Genomic DNA, 19,577 nt, shown 5'->3' on the forward strand with positions numbered 1-19,577 from the left:
ATGTGGTGAAGAAAGGAAAATTCTGCTTTTATATGCTGTGTTTATCAATTAATTCACCCTCTTCCTCATTAACTTTACTAATTCTTGCAGGAACACCGACAGCTGTGCAAAATGCCGGAATATCATTAATTACCGTTGCTCCTGCTCCAATAACCGACCATTTTCCAACCTTCCTATTTGGAATAATCGTGGAACCTGCTCCTATCGAAACCCCTTCATCTAAATGAACGGCTCCTGTAAGTGTCACCCCTGGTGACACATGGACAAAATCTCCGACTATACTGTCATGCTCGATAATTGAGCCAGTATTTATGATGGCATGAAGTCCAATTTCTGTATCAGCATTTATGACTGAATTAGGCATGACGACTGAACCGTTTCCAATCTTTGCAGTAGGGCTAATGATAGCTGATTTATGAATGACAGTTGCATAATACTTTTCAAGAATGTCTAATTTGTTAGCAATGGCTTTTCTTGCTTTATTATTTCCTATTGCGATGACAAACTTTATTTCATGAAAATAATCAGCCATTCTTTTCGCTGACAAGACAGGGCCAAAATAGGTATTTTCTATTAGTCTTATTTCTTCAAATTTGTCATCGAAGTATCCAATAATTTCATTTCCCTTTTGGGATAAAATTAGTTCGCAAATGACTTTACTATGACCTCCATAACCAATAACGGCAAATTTCATCCATGCTCCCCTCTCACCGTTGAATTCGATCCTGTAAAGCTTTCCATTGTTGCGTTTCCAGATTGATTTATGCCTTCCGATCTTATTACTTTATATATAGTTAAAAGTAAGATTTTTATATCAAGTAATAAGGAATGATTGTTTACATACCAAACATCTAATTTAAACTTTTCTTCCCACGTGATTGTATTCCTTCCATTTACTTGTGCCCAACCTGTGATGCCTGGTCGAACATAATGCCGCTTTGCTTGATCTTCTGTATATAATGGAAGATATTCCATTAATAGCGGCCTTGGTCCAACCAAACTAATGTTTCCTTTAAGTACATTTACTAACTGAGGGTACTCATCTAAACTATATTTTCTTAGGAATTTCCCAAAATGTGTTAGCCTAATAGTGTCAGGCAATAAATAACCATTACGATCTTTTTTATCTGTCATCGTTCGAAATTTATAAAGGGTAAAAGGTCTCCCATATAATCCAGGGCGCTGCTGCTTAAATATGATTGGCGATCCCAATTTCAACCAAACTACCAAGGCAATAATGGTAAAGATGGGGAAAAGGGAAAAGAATAATATGAATGAAACTACAAAATCAAACAGTCGTTTCATTACCGTCATCCCCTATAATTATGATAATCTGTCAAAACTAGTTCTTTAATTTCTTCAATTAATTCTATGAGCTTTATGTTTTCTGATTCCTGACCCTTTAAATAAATATTTGTTAAAATTTCTTGAAATTTCTGCTGAGATAATGTTTCTGATATTGTCACCTTTCAAACCTCGCTTAAAGCCTCCATTATTTTTTATGATTCAATTAACGAATATAATTTCTCAATTTCACTCTCGTTCCCATAATCGATTGAATGCACATTTGAGACTAACTTTTTTCTAAGGATATTGTCTTCTATTACTCTTCTAATTCCAGCGACAATCCCATTTATATCTTGAGTAGTGATAAGAGCATCGACTCCATCACGTGCCTGGCTTTTCGCTGTTGGAAAATTAGTGATGACAACCGGCTTACCTAATATTTGTGCCTCTCTAATCGTTACAGCCTTCCCCTCATACCTCGATGGCTGTACGTAAATGTCACATGCCTTAATATAGGGATATGGATTTGTCCTTTTTCCAAGTAAAAAGAATCGGTCAGACAAATTTAGTTGCTGAATCAGCACCTTTAATTCCTCTTCAAGCGGACCATAACCAACCACATACCATTCAACATCGTATCCATCATCCAATAATTTCTTACATGCTTTTACTGCACGATCTAATCCTTTAGCATGAGAAAGCCGGCCAACTGTTAAAAGGATTGTTTTCCCTGGAGTTTTATTAATCTCTGGAGGTACAGCTTCATTTGCCTGTTTTCTTATAAACTCTGGTGATAGAATATTTTCAATTACCATTGTTTTTGGCCTAAAGTCCGGAAATATCTTCAAAAATGTATTTGAACACTCTTCCGAAACGGCAACAATGTTATCTAACTTGTTCCACATCTTTACTTCCAGTTTCTTGTTAAGCTGGATGTTCGAATAATCTGTATGAATCCAGCCTATCTTCCTTTTTGCTTTCACTTTTTGCCCAATAAAATGATGTGGCCATAGAAAACCTACGGCCACATCATATTCTTCATTTAATTTTGGAAGAAAAGGATTAGTCATTTCCCAACCATATTGAATAACAAGGTAACCAGGTTCATCCATCTTTTTCAGTTTCCCTTGAAAGGATCCTGTATACTTTGCCATAACCCTTGAAATGGCAATGGGAAAGTTCCTTTCTTTTACAATTTGTGAAACTGACATTCTGAAGGTCTTATAAGCAGGAATTTCCGGTAATAATGTCGGGCCTTTGGGTAAAAAGGAGAGAAATTCACCTTCATGTTTAAATAACATTAAATCCACATCATATTTACTGTAATCAATTTGCTCTAATAAACCAATTAGACTTCTTTCTACACCACCGATTGCCAAATCAAATGATGTGATGAGTATTTTCTTTTTCATTATCTAGGACCTCGCACTTCTAACGAATCTATCCACTAACCACATACAGTTCAATCCAGTCATTCACATTACTCTGAATATTGTAGCCCCGCTTTGAAATTTCCTTCAGGATCATATTTGAAGCTGGTCTTTCCATAGAGAGTGCCTCTTTAATATTTGTACACCAATCTTCAAAGCATGCATTTAGGCTGACAAATGAAGCCAAGCCTAATCCCATATCGGTTGTTTTTGGAACCGTATCTGAAATCACGCATGGAGTTCCAGAACATTGAGCCTCTATGGTAACAATGCCAAATCCTTCAAATTTTGAAGGAAAAAGAAAAACATCGAAGGCGTTCATTAGTCTGGAAATGTCCGCCCTAACTCCCAAAAATCTTATCTGGTTTAAAATGCCAAGCATTTCGGCTTCCTTTTCAATTTGCGTTCTTAATGGACCATCCCCAATTAATAAGGCGACATAACGATTATCCTGATCTACTAACTTCTTCAAGACTTTTAACAAAAAAATATGATTCTTTGATTCTGAGAACCGTCCAACATGTCCGATTATTTTGACACTTTCAGGCAGCTTTAGCTCTTCCATAACACTTTTTCGATCGCTCGTTTTATTCCTTACAAATTGGTTTAGATCAATTCCATTTTTTAAGATGTTAACTTTTCGGTTCCCAAATAAAAATTGGGCTGCTTCTTCGCTGCAGCTGCAATAATCAGTTGCCCCAACCCTTATAATGGATCGAAGAATAGTAAGGGTAATTTTTTCTTTTTGACTGTATCCTTTTTGCCAATTCGTACTATGTGAATGGCAAATTCTCTTTTTAATGCCGCATAGTTTTGCTGCTAATGCCGGGAAACCGCTTTGATAGTCTGTATGGGAATGTACAGCAACAAAAACATTGGATTTCATTATCTTCATTAATTCTTTTAAATATAAAAACGGTCCAAGCTGTCCTAAACTGGCGATTTTAAAGATTTTTCCCCCAAGCTCTGAAATTTCATCCTCATAATCTCCTTTTTGAATTGAATGGGTTATAAAGTCAAACTGGATTTTGCTTCTATCCAAATTTCGATAGACATTCATAATTAACGTTTCCGCCCCGCCGCGTTCCATTGAACTGACAATATGTAAAATCCTTTTAGGCTCCTTATTCATTTGTTTATCACCCCCTATTTAAAAGATTAGGAAATTACTTTTATAAATAATGTTTAAGGATATAACACTTTCATAGTAGTAATAAAGAAAATAACAGATTAATAGGGCATAATAAATAACCCTCTGATCTTTCTTATTGATAAGTTTTATAACCCAAGAAATCAGGATTAATTGATATAAACTGAAATAAATCGAAAATCTTGCGAATATCCAATTTTGCGTTGAAACAATCATGAAGACAAATCCAATTACAGCCATATTTACAATAAAGTCACTTTCAGGGAATATTCTCCGCAGTTTTTCTCTTCCAAAGTAGGCGATTACTAAGGGTACACCATTCACAGCCACCCTCATCGTGCTTGCCCCGCCTTCATTGAAGTTTTGGTAGTGCCCATATTGGGTATCTTCTAGGGCTGAAAATAATACGGCTGAAAATTTATCAAATCCAATAACAATCACCACAGCGAAAAATAAAAGTATAAATGTAGCCTTAGACCATGCTTTAAATCGAACTAGAAGGTAAATCGGAATTAACACCAAGGCGCTTTCATGAAATGTGGATGCAAAAAGTACAACTAACATGTATCTCTTCCAGCTTCCATCAATTAAAAATTTGGTTGCAGCAAATACAATTGCCGCTGCCAGGCATTGTCTCATTCCGTTCATAGAAACTAAAAATAAGCCACCTGTAATATATACATACGTACTTAGTTCAAGCATTCTCGAGTATTTATACAAAACAGTAAAAATAAGGATATTTGTAATAATAGCGGTAGTCAGTATTAAAATCTGAGGATCATCAGAATAATGTTTTAAGATCCTTTGTAAAACACCAAAACCCATATCTTTCTGAGATTCAATATATTTCCATGTAAAACTATTCGTTTCGTAAATATGCTTATAAAAGAACGTATCGCCAATATTAGAGCGAAGGCCTGAAACCATTGCAAGTGACAGCAAAACGCCAAAAGCTAAAAATTTATTCGGTTTTATCGGTACGGAAGCATACATACCTGTTGAAGGAACGGCAAAATATCTTGAAAAAAACGACAAAATAAAAACTATGGCAAGATTGATCCATAGAATAGTCATAAAAATATATCCTTTCAGAAGTACTGAATTTAGCTAATGGGAATCATCATGCATTCCTTGATGATTTTGATATATAAAAGTACAATAATATTCCAAATGGGATAGCTAAAAATGTAAGGCTTTTAATAGGGGTCTCTTTTAGAAATCGCCGATTATTCACCATCAAACTGCTCGAAACATAATGGATTGCCTGCCTAAATTTAAACGATATACTAGTGAATGGCAGCTTCATTAGTTCTTTTCGATAAAAAGCAAATCCTTTTGGATTCCTGCGATACTGATTAAACATATTATTCGATGAGCCGTCTGGAAGGTATTCCACACAGCACAGAACCTCATTCAACAAAAGCATTTCATATTGCTTATCAAGCATGTAGTATTTATAGGCCAATCCTACATACTTTTCGTTATTAAAGATTGGATATGGAAACTCCTTTGTTAAATCGGTACGATAGACTAGCTTTTTATCACCAATCACACCATGTTTATAATATAAATCAAATAAAGTAGAGCTTATCAAATGTTCAGGTATTTTTGTGCCAATGACTTTATTATCGTTAAAAGCGTCAAGGCCAATTATTCCACTCATTTGGCTATTTCCGTATTTTTTCCAAAAACTAACAATCTTTTCTACCGCATCTTCTGGCATATAGTCATCAGAGTCAATACAAACATTTAATTCAGTATTAATAAGTTCATAGGCGGTATTATGTGCCCCATGCATACCTTGGTTTTCTTGCCAATGATATTGAATTTCTATTCTTTTCTCCGCAATCCAATGATTTACCAGGTCTTTTGTGTGATCGGTTGAGCCGTCATCAATAATTAACCAAACGAAATCTTTAGATGTTTGGTTAACAAGGCTTTGATAACATTTATCTAAACAATATGCCCGATTAAACGTCGGAGTAAAGATGGTTAACATTTTCATTTCGATTCACCCCGAAATACTTAAGTAAAAGTCCTCTATGTTACATGCAGTTTCTCTAATATCATATCCCTGCTCCGCAACGATATCTGATACTATTTTTCTGCTGGATTTTGAGGACGCAATTTGAATTAATTTTTGTATCCATAAATCTTGTTCAGTTAATGAAAGGAATTCGACCAAATTGCTGCCAAGGTCGACTTCTTTAGAAATATTAGTCGATATGGCACAAGGCAATCCCGAAGCTTGTGCTTCAATAAGAGAAACAGGCAATCCTTCGTGTAAAGAAGGGAACACAAAAACATCAAAAGCTTGAAGGATTCGATTTATATCATTTCGGATTCCTACAAACCTGACTTGGTTGTCTAATGTTAATTCCTCTACTTGCTTCTCAATATCTGACCTTAGTGAACCATCCCCAACCAATAACAATAATGATTTCCTATTTATATTGTTAAATTTTGCAAATAAGTCAACAAGGAATGTGTGATTTTTTTGATGGTTAAATCTCCCTACATGTCCCAATACAAATGCATTTTCTTCAATGCCCAATTCCTCTCTTACTTCTTTTCTAACCGTTTCGGAAAATGCAAATTGACTACACTCAATTCCATTTTTTAAGATTTTTGTTTTGGGCGAATGACCCTTAAATAACCATTCCGCAGCAATCGTTGAGCAGGCAATTAAGTTGGTTGCATTTGGAAGAATGAAATTTCCAGCAACCCATTTATAAATTCTGGATGCTGTCCCTCCCTCACTACTCGTATTATGGCTATGAGAAATACGAATTGGAATTCCCGCCTTTTTCGCTTCATGGAGAACGAATCCAGTCATCTTATCCATGTGTGAATGAACAATTTTATAATCATTGTTTAGAGAGAAAAAGTTGTTTAGCTCTTTTATATATTTGAAATGGCCCACATCTGTGATGTAGGGAATTCTATGGACTTTTCCGCCCATTTGAATAATTTCAGAATCAAATACTCCTTCCTTACATGTTAAAAAATCAAATTGAACCTTGGTCCGATCAATACTTCGATACAGATTCATAATTAAGGTTTCTGCACCGCCGCGGTTCATATTGACAACTACATGCAAGATTCTTAATGGACTGCCCACACTGCCCCCTCCATTTCTTCCATATATAGTCGATAAATATCGCCTTTTTCTTCCAATACTTTTTGTATGCTATACGTGTTTACGATCATGTTACGTCCTCGTATTCCAAGTTCAAATTTCAAGTCATTATTTCGTGCCAAAGTCTCCATCTTTTTTGAAAAGTCGACTGAATTATTGTTTATAAGCCAACCGTTTTTGTTGTTTATGATGAGTTCTCTATGGCCCCTGTTATCATTTGCAATTACCGGCAAGCCGCAGGCCATTGCTTCCATTATGTTTACGGGAAGTCCTTCTCTAAGACTGGATGCAACAGCAATATCACTTACCTTAAGCAGCAACTCAATATCATTCCTATATCCAAGAAAGTCAACCCTTTTATCAACCTTTAATTCTCGGGCAAGTTCCTGGCATTCTTGCAATAAAAACCCCTCACCAGCTAATAAAAGTCTTGCATTCTGAACTTGATCTTTTATGAGGGCTAATGATTCAATCAATAATTTTTGGTTCTTATTTTTATTAAATTCAGCCGCATAAAACAGTAAAAATTCATTAGGTTGATATCCTAATGATTCTCTTAAATGATTCTTTTGTGCTTGATTAACTGGTTTAAAAATCTCCGTATTCACCCCGACGCCATGGACATGTTTGATGGATTCTGCCTTAAAACGATGTTTTTTTGCCAGATTAAAATCTTCCTGATTGATTGTTAGCAGGCAATCTGTAAGGCTGGAAAGGACTTTTTCAATTGGATAATAAAGAAGCCAATTTTTCAGTGGTGCTCCTTTACAAAAATGAAATCCATGCGCTGTATAAACTACCTTTGTTCCGTGCTTTCGGGCATTCTTTGCTGCTAAACGTGCAAGTACCCCACCCATAGGAGTATGGCAATGAATGATCTTATATTGATTTTGATCAATAATTCCCTTTAGCTCTTTGTAAGCTTTAAGATTTACTTTATTTATTGGAGACCTTTGAATGGGTATATTATATTTTTTATCTACATATGGAAGTTTCATATCACCGCATGCCGCAACATGTACTTCCCATCCTTGATCTTTAAACCATTTTAAGTATGGTAAATGAAAGGCCTTAAAATGATAATCAACTGTTGCACAGAACAACACTTTTCTTTGCATTTTCTATCAGTCCACCTTTTAAATCTCTTACTTTATTAGTTCCTTTTCCAGAACGGTTGAAAGATAATCTAATAGCTGACTTCACTACTTTAAACTGATACAGACAATTTGGGTTTTGTCACTACTTTATAGTTAGCAAGCTTTATAAGGCGCTCTCTAATTTCTACATGTTCCAAATCCGTGTAAGTTGAGATGATCTCTTCTATTTCCTCTAAATATAGTTCAGATGTTTTGCCAATATATATTTTCGGATAGATTTGCTCTTCGTGAACTTCATCTTCTTTTAATAATTCTTCAAAAAGCTTTTCCCCTGGCCTCATTCCGGTGAATTCAATCCCAATTTCATCAATGGAATTTCCTGAAAGTTTTATTAAATTCTTGGCCAAATCAACAATTTTCACTGGATCGCCCATATCTAAAACGAAGATTTCTCCACCTTTAGCAAGCGAGCCGGCTTGCAGTACTAACCGCGATGCTTCCGGGATGGTCATAAAATAACGAACCATATCGGGATGAGTTACCGTGATAGGTCCTCCACTTTCAATTTGTCTTTTAAACAAAGGGATGACACTGCCTCTACTTCCTAAAACATTACCAAATCGGACGGCAACAAATTTAGTATCACTTTCACCGTCCATATACTGGATGATCATTTCGGCAAGCCTTTTAGTTGCACCCATGACACTTGTAGGATTCACTGCTTTATCGGTTGAAATCATGACAAACGTTTCTATCCCATTCCAACTAGCCGCTTCGGCCGCATTCATGGTTCCAATTAAATTATTTTTTACGGCTTCTTCTGGATTAGCTTCCATAAGTGGAACGTGCTTATGAGCAGCTGCGTGATAGACTGTGTTAGGTTGATATGTACTCATCACAAGCATCATCTTCTTTGCATCCTGCAAATCAGCAATCACAGGAATAAATTCAATTTCTGAATTCTTGAAAGTTCCTTTCAATTCCATTTCAATCGAATAAATACTATTTTCACCGTGGCCAAGTAAGACTAATTGCTTGGGATTAAACTTAGAAATTTGCCGGCAAATTTCTGAACCAATCGAACCCCCTGCTCCAGTAACTAAAACAACTTTATTTGTGATATTTTCGGAGATACTATTAATGTCTAACTCTACTTGCTCTCTACCCAGTAGATCCTCTACCTGAACATCACGAAATTGTTTAACAGATACTTTTCCTGTCATTAGGTCCTCAAGCATGGGGAGAATTTGCGTCTTTGCACTTGTCTTTGCGCATTCCTGAAAAATCATATTTAATTCCTTTTTACTAAGTGAGGGAATAGCAATGACAATATTGTTAATTTCCAATTCTATAACGGTAGTTTCAATTTCTTTAATTCCTCCAATGACTGGTAATCCTAAAATATCAAGCCGATGCTTTTTTTCATCATCATCGATAAAACCAACTGGCAATAAATCAGCATCGTTATTTTTTAGAAGTTGTCTTGCAACCATCATTCCCGCTGATCCTGCCCCAACAATTAGTGTTCTCTTTTTGTTACCGATTTTATTGAGGTATGAATCCCGAAACATTCTCCAACAAAAACGGGAACCGCCGATAAACGACATATTGAGTAACCACGTTACGGTCAGTAAGCGAAACTGTATTTCTCGAGCTATGAGTTGCTGGACAACAGCTGCAATAAGGATGGAGATTGTGATAACCTTTAAAATACTTATTAGCTCTCCAACACTGGCGTATTCCCAGGCTTTTTTGTACAAATGAAATTTAAAGGAAAGGAAATAATGACTTAATAAAATGATAATAGAACTTAAAACAATCGGAAAAGTTATCACATGGAAAGTTCCATTAACTAGGAAACGGCTAAAGAAAATGGCCGTTAAGACAATACATGAATCTATGACAATAAATAATGATAATCTTTGTCGGTAAGTCATATTATCCCCCTTTAATAAAGGACTTTTATGAATAAAATCCTTTTTTAAATAAAAATGTTAATTATGTAAACTTCGTAAAGAACACATAATTAACATTTTTAATTAATTTTCGGGCATCTAACCCGTCCTCACATCACACTACCGACGACTTGCGTCTAAGGTCCCAGACCCACAGCATGACCGAGTGCCCCCATTTTATATTGGCAAGGAGACATCACCAGAATTTATTTTTTAATCTTAAAGGAAACAGATAATTCTTAATAACGAACAAAAGGAACAAAAATTTTTCTTCTTTAATTTCTCGTTATGTATTCCTATTTATTCATTACAACCCCAACCAATTTTGCTTTTGCAAATTCTAACACCTTTTTAGCTTCAGCCGCTTTTTCAAATTTTGTTTTACCGTTTTGGATGACCAATATAACCCCATCACATTGATTTGCCAATAGTTTGGTATCTGTTACATCTAAAAGTGCATTTGTATCTATTAATATTGCTGCATATGATTTTGATACTGTCTTCAGAAGTTCCTGCATCATATGAGAACCTAATAATTCAACTGGATTATACTGGATTTGCCCACTAACTAAGAGGTCCAGCCTTCCGATTTCTGTATGTTGTATAGCCTCATAGAAAGATACTTTCCCAGTAAGTACATCTGTTAGCCCTATTGAATTAGATGTCTTAAAAAAAGAATGCAAAGCAGGTTTCCTTATATTTGCATCAATTAATAGAACCTTCTCTTTCTGTTGTGCCATTGATACTGCCAGATTAGCCGCAGTAGTTGACTTACCTTCACCATCACTAGGCGATGTAATTAAAAAGATTCGGCTTTTTTCTTCTATCATAGAAAATTTAATATTTGTTTGAATCGTCCGAAATTGTTCCGAGATCTTTGATTCTGGATGTGAGTAGGTAACAATTGTCCTCTTTTTGTTAGCTGCCGAGGATTTGCGCTTATTTATTACCAATGTTCTCACCCCTTAGATTATAATCAAGCTGCATATTACTGGTTTTCTTTTTAACGCTTCTTTTGCTTACTTTTGACACCCTTCCTAATACGCGTACGCCAAGCAATAATTCAATTTCACGAACTGAACGAATCCTATCATCCAATGACTCTAATAAAAACGCTAAACCAATTCCAACTATAAAACCACCGATAACCGCGATAAATAACTTATTATTGTTACTTTGATTGATAGGTACTGGGCTTACTTTAGCCCCTGATAATAATCGTATATAGTCTTGACCGATTATGTTTGGTACCTCATCCCTAAATACCTTGGCCGTCGTATCTGCTAGTTTTGCCGCGAAAATAGGATCCATATCTATAACACTAATACTTACAACCTGGGACCCCTCGACACTGGCAACACTTATTTGACCCGCCAATGCTTCAGCCGATCTATTAAGATCAAGCTCTTTTATCACTTTGTCTAAAATGACAGAATCCCTAATAATAACCTGTAGTGTCTTTCTTGATTCTTCATCTGCACCTATTATGATCCTTGAAGAAGATTGATACAGCGGAATAGTCTTGGTTTGACTCTGGAGTCCCCCCACTATACCGGCAAGTATTGTAACTACTGCTATGACCCAAAATCGTCTTTTAATTATTAGGAAAAGTTCTTTTAAATTTATTTCCTTGGCCTTTCCCTTTTCTGAATTGCCAAATTGATCAAAATTATTCATTTAACCACCTTTAATGTAAGACATATAGCCCTCATCTGTTCTTAATAAAGAACTTCTTGATAAAAAGGGATAATTTCTGTTTATTTTACTCTTTATGCTTTTTTAATTCCTATAACTATACTACTACAAATAAGACTTTATAACCATCATTATATTTCTTTATACAGAACGAGTCAACGGAATTTTTCTAATTATCTGAAAATATTGTAGGTATAATATTAATAAACCATCAAACACTGATCCCCATTTGTTTTCTAAGTAAACTACTAAATACCCCCCTTTTTTCGCTAGCAAGTTGATTAAATTGACCTTGTTGGATGATCTCCCCTTGATCTAAAACAATTACCTGGTCTGCATTACGGATGGTTGACAAACGATGTGCGATGACAATGATTGTCATTGTTCCCTTAAGTTTTTCTAGTGCTTCCTGAATTTTTGACTCATTTTCTGAATCCAAGGCACTTGTAGCCTCATCTAAAACGAGAACAGATGGCTTTCTTAATATTGCCCGAGCAAGAACCAGTCTTTGACGTTCTCCACCTGAAAGTCTTATACCCCTATCCCCAACAATTGTATCAAGTCCCATTGGGAGATTTTTCACAAATTCTGCAGCCGCAGAAAACTCAAGTGCCTCCCAAATCTGCTTATCACTTGAATTAGGGGCTATCAAAAGTAAATTTTCTCTTATACTTACATTAAATAAAAAAGGTTCCTGTGGAACATAACTAACCAAACGTCTTAATGATAAAAGGTTTTCCTCAGCAAGCAAGATTCCATCTACCAGTATATTTCCATGTTCTGGTTTGTTTAGACCCATTAATAAATCAATTAAAGTACTTTTTCCAGCACCAGATGGTCCTACAATTGCAGTCATACAATTTATTGGAATCATTAAATTAATATTTTGAAGAGCATACTTTCCTTCATTACGATTATATCTGAAAAATACCTCACGACATTCAATTCCTTTTTCAATTCCCAGAGGTTTAATATTCTTGTAAATTGTTTCATCATTAATCTCGGCCGCTTGCTTACATCTTTTTTGTAAATCTATTAATGCCTTAAATGCTGGGACTGATGTTGCTATTTGTTCCATACTGGATTGAATTTCTGTAATCCTGGGCCATAACCTGGAGAAAATAATTAATATCAGTAAAAATTGTTCAGGTTGTAAATCAAATATCAACACGCATATAAAAATAAAGATTGCAATTAAACATGCTGAAGAAATTTTATAAAATATCTGGGAAGTTGTTTTTAACTTTATATATTCAATTTGCTCTTCTATCATTCCTTTTGTTAAAAAATTTAGCCAAAGGAGACGGGAATCTTCTAAAGTATTACTTTTAATTTCCTTAATGCCATTCAATTGGTCCGTTATCCCACCAAGATATTCCTGAGCTAAAATAGATGTTTTTGTCCCTAATAATTTTGATTGTCTTATAAATCTTCTTGAAAATATTGCAAGGATGCATCCCGAAAGTAATACAACAATGGTTAACTTTATGGATAACCATAAAGCAATAAGTATCTGTATACATGTAAAAACAAGTGATGCTAGTAACAGTAAAAATTGGATAATACCGCCTGAAACACGAGCTAGCTCCATTGTCATTACATTAATTAAATCAGCTTTCCTTTCCTTTGTATAGAATTCCCAATTTGCTTTTAATAAATCATTATATGTCTCCAACCGTAATTGACGGATAAACCCCTGTGTAATTCTCACATTTCTTATGGATAAATTTCGTTGTATAAGATTTTGAACTAATACCAATGAAATATAAAATCCCAAAATAAAAACTAGCGCTTGAATTTTAGGGAAGTCTTGTAAGAAATTCAAAAATTTTAGAAACTTAAATCCTCCAAGATCAATATTTATTATTGCACTATAACTTATCATTGGAACCAATAATAAAATCCCTAGCCCTTCAAGAAAACTTACTAACCCCATTCCAAAAAGATTTAAATATAGAATATTGCCAGAATAAGAAAATAATCTTTTTATAAAATAAAAAACTTGACTCACTATGTTATGCCCTCCTAGTTACTGAACGTTTCTTCGTTTTCCTTAAAAGGATAATAATCGGGCGCATTGGAAAATATAAAAAATGCAGCACCTTGGGTAAGGGTAAAAATTCCGCATCTTCTGGATATGGGTATAAAAAACTTAAAATAAAGAAAAATCTCTGCTTAGTAGACATTAAAGAAAATAAATGCCGTTTATGATATTCAGATACCTCTTCTGTTACCGGGGCTGTATGAAGATTAACCATTTGCCTTATATAAAACAAAGTGTCTAGTCCGAGCTGTTTTGTCCGTTTTCTATTTATTATATTATTCATATCCTTAGGTACCTTGGCATTTAAAAGATGAAAAGCCAAGTATAGTGCCTGACCACCCACATCATAATAATGATTTTTTTTAAGTATACTAATAGTTTTAGCCCAATTAATTTCTGATTCCGTTATTTTGTTAATATCATCTAACCAACGAAGTCTGGACCAACCATGACGTGCTCCGTGTGAAACAAGGAATAAAAATAAATCTTCAAGTCCTAAAGTATAAATAGGTTGGCTTGTTAATGTACTTACTCTTTTCCTTTTCCATAAATCATCAAATTTCGGTTCTTTAGCTGGTCCTGGGTTAAGCCTCCAATGTATTTCTACCTTAATCTTTTTCTGAGGGTGAAAAAAAGTAATATGGTGATGCCTCCACTTCCAGTCATTTAATACCGTTAAGAAATAATCATCCTTTATGTAACCCTTGTTTAAAAGAATATCTTCAGCTTGATTAAGTTTTTCGATTGGGATTAAAATATCCAAATCTGAAGATGTGCGTAAAGATACATCACCATAAAGATCAGCAGCAAGAACAGGTCCTTTTAAAAAAAGGGTACTGATTTGATAGCTAGAAAATAGTTTTGATATTTTTTCCGATTCACCACTTAGTTGAAGCATTCGAAAAATATTTTTTTGATATAAGCGACATAACTCTTGGAGAACTGAAGCAGGGATATAATTTTCCCCTAAATCTTTTATTCTTTTATAAATTAAAGGGAAAACTCGATGATGTTTAGATAATTGGATGAAAAGGTCCCAATCAATATCCTCAAAATCCACCTTTTTGAATTTACTTTCCCCAATTCCCGTTTTCATGATAGAAAGTAGTAGTTTCAATTCTTTTGGAAATTGCTTTAGTTTTTCATTGAATAAATTTTCCACGGTATTCCCCTCTTATCCTTTTTCACTAAACCGTTTTGCAAATTTCCCAACGACGGTAAATCTCCCCATTTCTTCAGCACCGGTTATAAACAATTTCCCACTCCGTAGCCAAGCATGTGCAATCATGATTCCTGTCTCATCTTTAGCAGTACCTAAATAGAGTGTACTCTCGAGTTGGCGCCTTTGGAGCATTTTCATTCCAGCAATCGCCTTGACTAAACATTTACTTTCCCAAAATGTATAATTGCTCATTATATAAATAGCATCAGATACATTCCTTAAAATTGTTTGGTTTGAGGCTTTATGTTCAAACGACGTTTCCTCCATATGTGTACCTAATAAAGGGGCTATCCTTGAAAACGGCATTGATTTAAGGATACGAGCCCAACCTAAATAAGCAAATGCCTCTATTAACAAAAACTTTTTTCTATTATCCAGAAATATAAATGTTTTAATCTTCTGGAAAAGTATCATTTACTATTCTCCTAGATTTATAATTTGAATTAGCCGTTCTTTTTCCAATTGTTCAATATATGATAAAACATGTTGTTCACATTCTTCCTTTTCCACTTGGTACTTCAATAATAAGGTATTAACCAAGTGATTAATTTCCATTGGTGATTTTATTAAATCCCATATCTCTCCACCTAATTCACCTAAATTATAATAATTACCACTTTCTATGCTTAACATTACTTTTTCCCCATCCATATCGCTAACAACATTTCCTTCAGTTTGAGTAATTATAGAAGTTAATGAAACCTTTTTTGTACTAATCATTTGGAACTCTCCTTTTTAATAGTTGATAAAATAACGGACACTAAATTATTGGCTGTAAATCCTTCGATAGGCCGTTGTAATCGATACATTTCAACCTGTTTTAGTATTTTTGCTGATTCTTTAAAATGCCATTCCATCATTCCAAGGCGTGGTATTAAAAAATTTCGATATGTATGCATATACAAAGATTGAAAACGCCTTAACCCTTTTATTTTGCTAATTTCTACGCTATTACATTGGGTTTTAATTAATTCATATACTCCTGCAAGAGGTAAGGATTCACCTAAAAAATCAGAATGAACCGGGATAGCAAATTTTGTTTCTCTATCAAATAATGGACGGTACCCTTTCGTACTAATTCCAAATTCATTTAAACTTTCTTCCCATAACTTTTGATGTGGGTAGGATGGTATTACAATCGGATTACTATCTTCCGAGAGAAAGACTGGAATTACATCATCACTCAACAGTTGATATCCTTCTTTTATTAGAGCTGCTGAAAGTGTAGATTTTCCAGCACCTGAATCACCTACAAAAGCATATGCTTTCCCGTTAATCGCGACTGCACTTCCATGTAATGGAAGAGTTTTTCTCTGAATCAATAATGCTCCCATACAGGTACCAAGGATATAAAGACGGATTTTATCCTCCTCGGCTCCTAACATTGGTGAAACGGTAATTTTATTGCCTTCTTGTATGGAAAATATAGCAGTATTAGGGACTTCGAATATAACCATATTTTCTTTTACTACAAATTTTTTCTGTGCAATTGAATCTACTTCTGACCACTGTTTGGATAAATCGCCTATTTGAACAACAATGTCTACCGTATCAACTTGTTCATTTATTGGAGTTAATTCAGGAAGTGGAATTTCACTCAACAAATTTAGTCCAAAACCCTTATAAATTGATGTTCCTAATGTAATAATCATTTCTTCACTCCAATGACAACAAATTTGATTTATAAAAGCCCTTATACAGTTAGAATTGTATAAGGGCAGTATAAATCCTAACCTAATATAACTAGAATTAGCTATACCTTACCGGATCATCTGGATCAGGTTGCACTGCATCCGGAACCCTACGTCCTGGGCCTGCCATTGTCATGTTAACATTAAGTACTTCTAATTTAGGCTTACTCCAAACCTTTTTCATCTTGTCACCCCCTTTCAAGCAAAATTCTTAATAAATCTATAAAATATCAAGCTTCGCATTAAAATTTTAAAATCATCATCATACACATATTGTGGCGACGGTACTTCTCGGAATTTTGTAATGGTATTTTTGATTACTTCTATATTTAGATACTCAGAAACTACCGAATCATTAATCATCTGCTCTAACCCCTCAATAAATGACTTCCAATACGGTGCCATACGAGGAATTCCATCTGCACCTTGTGCCCCTCGTGTCCGTTGGTTTAATCTAACATTATCAGGAAGTAAGTTTTTAGTTGTCCTTCTTATAAGTGCTCTATCCAAACCATTTTGAACATATTGCTCTTCTGGAAGAGCTAAGCAAAATTTGGCAACCCGGAGATCATTTGTAGGATCACGATCCCAAACTTTATGAGGTAAAGAAAACTTTGAACCATACGTTCCAGTAATATTCCAATAGTAGAGCTGTTCGAATTGCATTTCTCTTACTTCATACCAATTTTTGGTGATATTCCCTTTTATGTCAATTTCATGTTCTGTAAGCTTTTCTAAGACATTCATTTTTTTAGCAAATTCAGGGTTAATTAACATTGGGAAGTTATTCTTATTTTCTGTTGATGTTAATAACTGATGCATCAAAGGAAACGTCTTCTTTGCAACAACAGAAATAACTCTTGATTTCTTGACTCCAATATTCTTACTGTATAATTGTATTTCACGAAAACAACGTATTAAATGAAACTTTTTTAACAACATAACCTGATATTCCAAAGCCGGCCCCCAAGAAATAGTCCAGTTGCCCCTTTGGCCATTTAATAGAACCCCAATTCCATTTTGATTGGCTCTTTCATAAATCCCCTTGAGCCAATAACTATTCTCAAAAAATTTATATGGTGTTTCTAGCGTATTAAGCCAATCATCAATTACAGAAAATGAGCTTAGTCCATCAAAATCTAAATACTCAGCATTTATGTTTCCGACATATTCAACCGTTGATTGAATATCTGGCTTTTCGTTAGCAACCCGACTCCTAGGTGTCCAATCTTCAAAACCCTGTATCGGTACATAACTATATGTATGTAATTGTTTATTTTGTTTCCTTAATTCATTTGCTGCAACACTTGCAACTGAACCTGAATCCAATCCACCACTTAAATGGGCACCTACGTTTTTATGAGTACGCAAACGTGCTACTACGGCTTCCTGAAATACTTCTTTAAAAGCCTCTTCATATTCTAAATTTGACTTTAGAATGAGTTTTTCACCTTCAGGTAATTTACAATACCTCGAGAGAGTAACCTTTCCTTCAACAAATATAATAGAATGAGATGGTGGTATTTGTTGAATGCTTTTATAAACTGTTGAAGAAGTGTCTAGAGAGTCAACCATACCCGGGTTAGCCAAAAATTCTGCAATCCATTGTTTGTTAAGACTTTTCTCAGCATATGGCAAGGTGAACAGAGGACGGATTACTGTACAAAAGGCTAATCCTTTGCAATTATGGTGAAAATAAAGAGTCCTACTTCCAGAAAAATCTCTCGCACCGAATAGACTGCGCTTTCTCTCATCCCATATCATGAAAGCAAAATCGCCAACCAAATGCTTGGGTGAATCTTCCCCCCATTTATGATAGGAAATTAGAATAAGTTCACTATCCGACATTGTTTTTCTATCGGATTTTTTGACTTGTAGCTTTTCAAATAATTCTTCACGGTTATCAATAATCGCATCAGCCGTGATGGCTAGCTTCCGCTCATGATCATAATAAGGAAGTTTTTCCCCGACAGACTCCGGTGTAATCCATTGGGCATGGCAGCCAAGGAAGACTTTCTCACTATGCCAGGTTTGAACATCGTCCGCAGGGTACTTTTCTAGGTCTTTCATCATCCGCCTGCCGTGTTCGAGGTTAATAGGTTCATCGTTTAAATGATAAATACCAGCAATAGCGCTCATCTTTTCCTCCTGCCAAGCATGATTTTAATCTACAGTATTTACATATGTATAAAGATGTTATTAAATCCCTTTATATAAAGGGATTTAAATTAATATAGGTTTTAAGTTGTATATAACAAGCTTCATTAAATATGTTCTTTAAATTGAATACATTGTACGCGTTTTATCCTTGGGATTTTATTCACACTGAATATCCATATTTCTATGCTAATTAAATTCTTTTATTCCAATAAAACCGCAGTTTCACAGTCATTTGGCAAGTTCGAGGACTACTAATTTAAAATTCAGCTTTTAAATATAATTCTTTATTAAGAACAAATTTGTATATTAAAAATATCACCTATTACAATTACTGTCAATAACTTTCTAGGAATTAAGAATCATTTTTCGTCCCAGTAATTCATCTTCACCCGTTGGATAAAAAAACTAAAACCATTGACACAACGCCCCCGATGTAGTAAGTTTTATAAATAATCTAAATACTTGAATTTTCTTATCAAGAGAGGTTGAGGGAATGGCCCTGCGACGCCTCAGCAACCATCAATGGTTTTATTCATTGAAAAGGTGCTAAGTCCTGCAAATTATTGCTAATTTGCAAGATAAGAAGAATGACATTGTGGTCTTGCTGACAAAGGTCTTCTTCTTATAGAAGACCTTTTTTTATTTATCTAGAGGCTTTAGCACCCTGTAGCACTAAAGTTTCATCAAAGAAACTATTATTTTTATAG

Annotated in this window: 19 protein-coding genes and 1 riboswitch; all 19 genes read right to left on the bottom strand. The window is 34.7% G+C overall.

The annotated features are described in order from the left end of the window. Positions 1-28: 28 nt before the first annotated feature. The 19 genes from BSO02S_RS13150 to BSO02S_RS13230 all read right to left on the bottom strand — a co-directional run bounded on the left by BSO02S_RS13150 (position 29) and on the right by BSO02S_RS13230 (position 18,849). Positions 29-694 carry an acetyltransferase gene (locus tag BSO02S_RS13150; protein ID WP_066067736.1) on the bottom strand — a complete coding sequence of 222 codons (666 nt, stop codon included), beginning with the start codon at positions 692-694 and terminating at the stop codon, positions 29-31. Further along, positions 691-1,305: a sugar transferase gene (locus tag BSO02S_RS13155; protein ID WP_066067740.1), complete on the bottom strand. Its 615-nt coding sequence runs from the start codon at positions 1,303-1,305 to the stop codon at positions 691-693. Before BSO02S_RS13155 ends, BSO02S_RS13150 begins: the two co-directional genes overlap by 4 nt. A gap of 5 nt (positions 1,306-1,310) precedes the next feature. Beyond that, on the bottom strand, positions 1,311-1,466 hold the full coding sequence (locus BSO02S_RS28715) for a YwzD family small protein (protein ID WP_483406935.1): 156 nt from the start codon (positions 1,464-1,466) through the stop codon (positions 1,311-1,313). A gap of 33 nt (positions 1,467-1,499) precedes the next feature. Continuing rightward, positions 1,500-2,702, bottom strand: a complete 1,203-nt coding sequence (locus tag BSO02S_RS13160; RefSeq protein ID WP_066067745.1) for a glycosyltransferase — start codon at positions 2,700-2,702, stop codon at positions 1,500-1,502. Positions 2,703-2,727: 25 nt separating this feature from the next. Beyond that, positions 2,728-3,849 carry a glycosyltransferase family 1 protein gene (locus tag BSO02S_RS13165; RefSeq protein WP_066067749.1) on the bottom strand — a complete coding sequence of 374 codons (1,122 nt, stop codon included), beginning with the start codon at positions 3,847-3,849 and terminating at the stop codon, positions 2,728-2,730. Between the two features lie 18 nt (positions 3,850-3,867). Beyond that, a complete protein-coding gene (locus BSO02S_RS13170; protein ID WP_066067752.1) occupies positions 3,868-4,941 on the bottom strand; it encodes an EpsG family protein in 1,074 nt (357 codons plus the stop codon). 46 nt (positions 4,942-4,987) lie between these two features. Beyond that, a complete protein-coding gene (locus BSO02S_RS13175) occupies positions 4,988-5,872 on the bottom strand; it encodes a glycosyltransferase family 2 protein (RefSeq protein ID WP_066067755.1) in 885 nt (294 codons plus the stop codon). A gap of 6 nt (positions 5,873-5,878) precedes the next feature. Next, complete coding sequence (locus BSO02S_RS13180) at positions 5,879-6,988, bottom strand: glycosyltransferase family 1 protein (protein WP_066067758.1); 1,110 nt, start codon at positions 6,986-6,988, stop codon at positions 5,879-5,881. Further along, complete coding sequence (locus BSO02S_RS13185) at positions 6,973-8,124, bottom strand: glycosyltransferase family 4 protein (RefSeq protein ID WP_066067761.1); 1,152 nt, start codon at positions 8,122-8,124, stop codon at positions 6,973-6,975. The genes BSO02S_RS13180 and BSO02S_RS13185 overlap by 16 nt, the downstream gene beginning before the upstream one ends. A gap of 89 nt (positions 8,125-8,213) precedes the next feature. Further along, positions 8,214-10,040, bottom strand: a complete 1,827-nt coding sequence (locus tag BSO02S_RS13190; protein WP_066067764.1) for a polysaccharide biosynthesis protein — start codon at positions 10,038-10,040, stop codon at positions 8,214-8,216. Between the two features lie 314 nt (positions 10,041-10,354). Further along, the gene (locus BSO02S_RS13195; protein ID WP_280523540.1) at positions 10,355-11,020 is read right to left on the bottom strand and encodes a CpsD/CapB family tyrosine-protein kinase; all 666 of its coding nucleotides are present in this window, start codon (positions 11,018-11,020) and stop codon (positions 10,355-10,357) included. Further along, the gene (locus BSO02S_RS13200) at positions 10,998-11,735 is read right to left on the bottom strand and encodes a YveK family protein (protein WP_066067770.1); all 738 of its coding nucleotides are present in this window, start codon (positions 11,733-11,735) and stop codon (positions 10,998-11,000) included. The genes BSO02S_RS13195 and BSO02S_RS13200 overlap by 23 nt, the downstream gene beginning before the upstream one ends. A gap of 229 nt (positions 11,736-11,964) precedes the next feature. After that, entirely contained in the window at positions 11,965-13,764 is a 1,800-nt protein-coding gene (locus BSO02S_RS13205) for an ABC transporter ATP-binding protein (RefSeq protein ID WP_066067773.1), read from the bottom strand. A 4-nt stretch (positions 13,765-13,768) separates the two neighbouring features. Beyond that, positions 13,769-14,959: a nucleotidyltransferase domain-containing protein gene (locus tag BSO02S_RS13210; RefSeq protein WP_066067776.1), complete on the bottom strand. Its 1,191-nt coding sequence runs from the start codon at positions 14,957-14,959 to the stop codon at positions 13,769-13,771. 12 nt (positions 14,960-14,971) lie between these two features. After that, positions 14,972-15,433 carry a lasso peptide biosynthesis B2 protein gene (locus BSO02S_RS13215; protein WP_066067780.1) on the bottom strand — a complete coding sequence of 154 codons (462 nt, stop codon included), beginning with the start codon at positions 15,431-15,433 and terminating at the stop codon, positions 14,972-14,974. Between the two features lie 3 nt (positions 15,434-15,436). Further along, positions 15,437-15,739, bottom strand: coding sequence for a lasso peptide biosynthesis PqqD family chaperone (locus BSO02S_RS13220; protein WP_066067784.1), 303 nt, complete (start codon positions 15,737-15,739; stop codon positions 15,437-15,439). Then, positions 15,736-16,671 (bottom strand): phosphoenolpyruvate carboxykinase (ATP), encoded by a 936-nt coding sequence (locus BSO02S_RS13225; protein WP_066067787.1) that lies wholly within the window; start codon positions 16,669-16,671, stop codon positions 15,736-15,738. Before BSO02S_RS13225 ends, BSO02S_RS13220 begins: the two co-directional genes overlap by 4 nt. Positions 16,672-16,768: 97 nt before the next feature. After that, positions 16,769-16,894 (bottom strand): paeninodin family lasso peptide, encoded by a 126-nt coding sequence (locus tag BSO02S_RS27110; RefSeq protein WP_142303694.1) that lies wholly within the window; start codon positions 16,892-16,894, stop codon positions 16,769-16,771. Positions 16,895-16,908: 14 nt separating this feature from the next. Beyond that, complete coding sequence (locus BSO02S_RS13230) at positions 16,909-18,849, bottom strand: asparagine synthase-related protein (RefSeq protein WP_066067790.1); 1,941 nt, start codon at positions 18,847-18,849, stop codon at positions 16,909-16,911. 490 nt (positions 18,850-19,339) lie between these two features. Next, positions 19,340-19,455, top strand: a riboswitch (SAM riboswitch). The last annotated feature ends 122 nt before the right edge of the window (positions 19,456-19,577 follow it).

Source organism: Neobacillus soli NBRC 102451, assembly GCF_001591665.1.
Classification (GTDB): domain Bacteria; phylum Bacillota; class Bacilli; order Bacillales; family Cytobacillaceae; genus Neobacillus; species Neobacillus soli.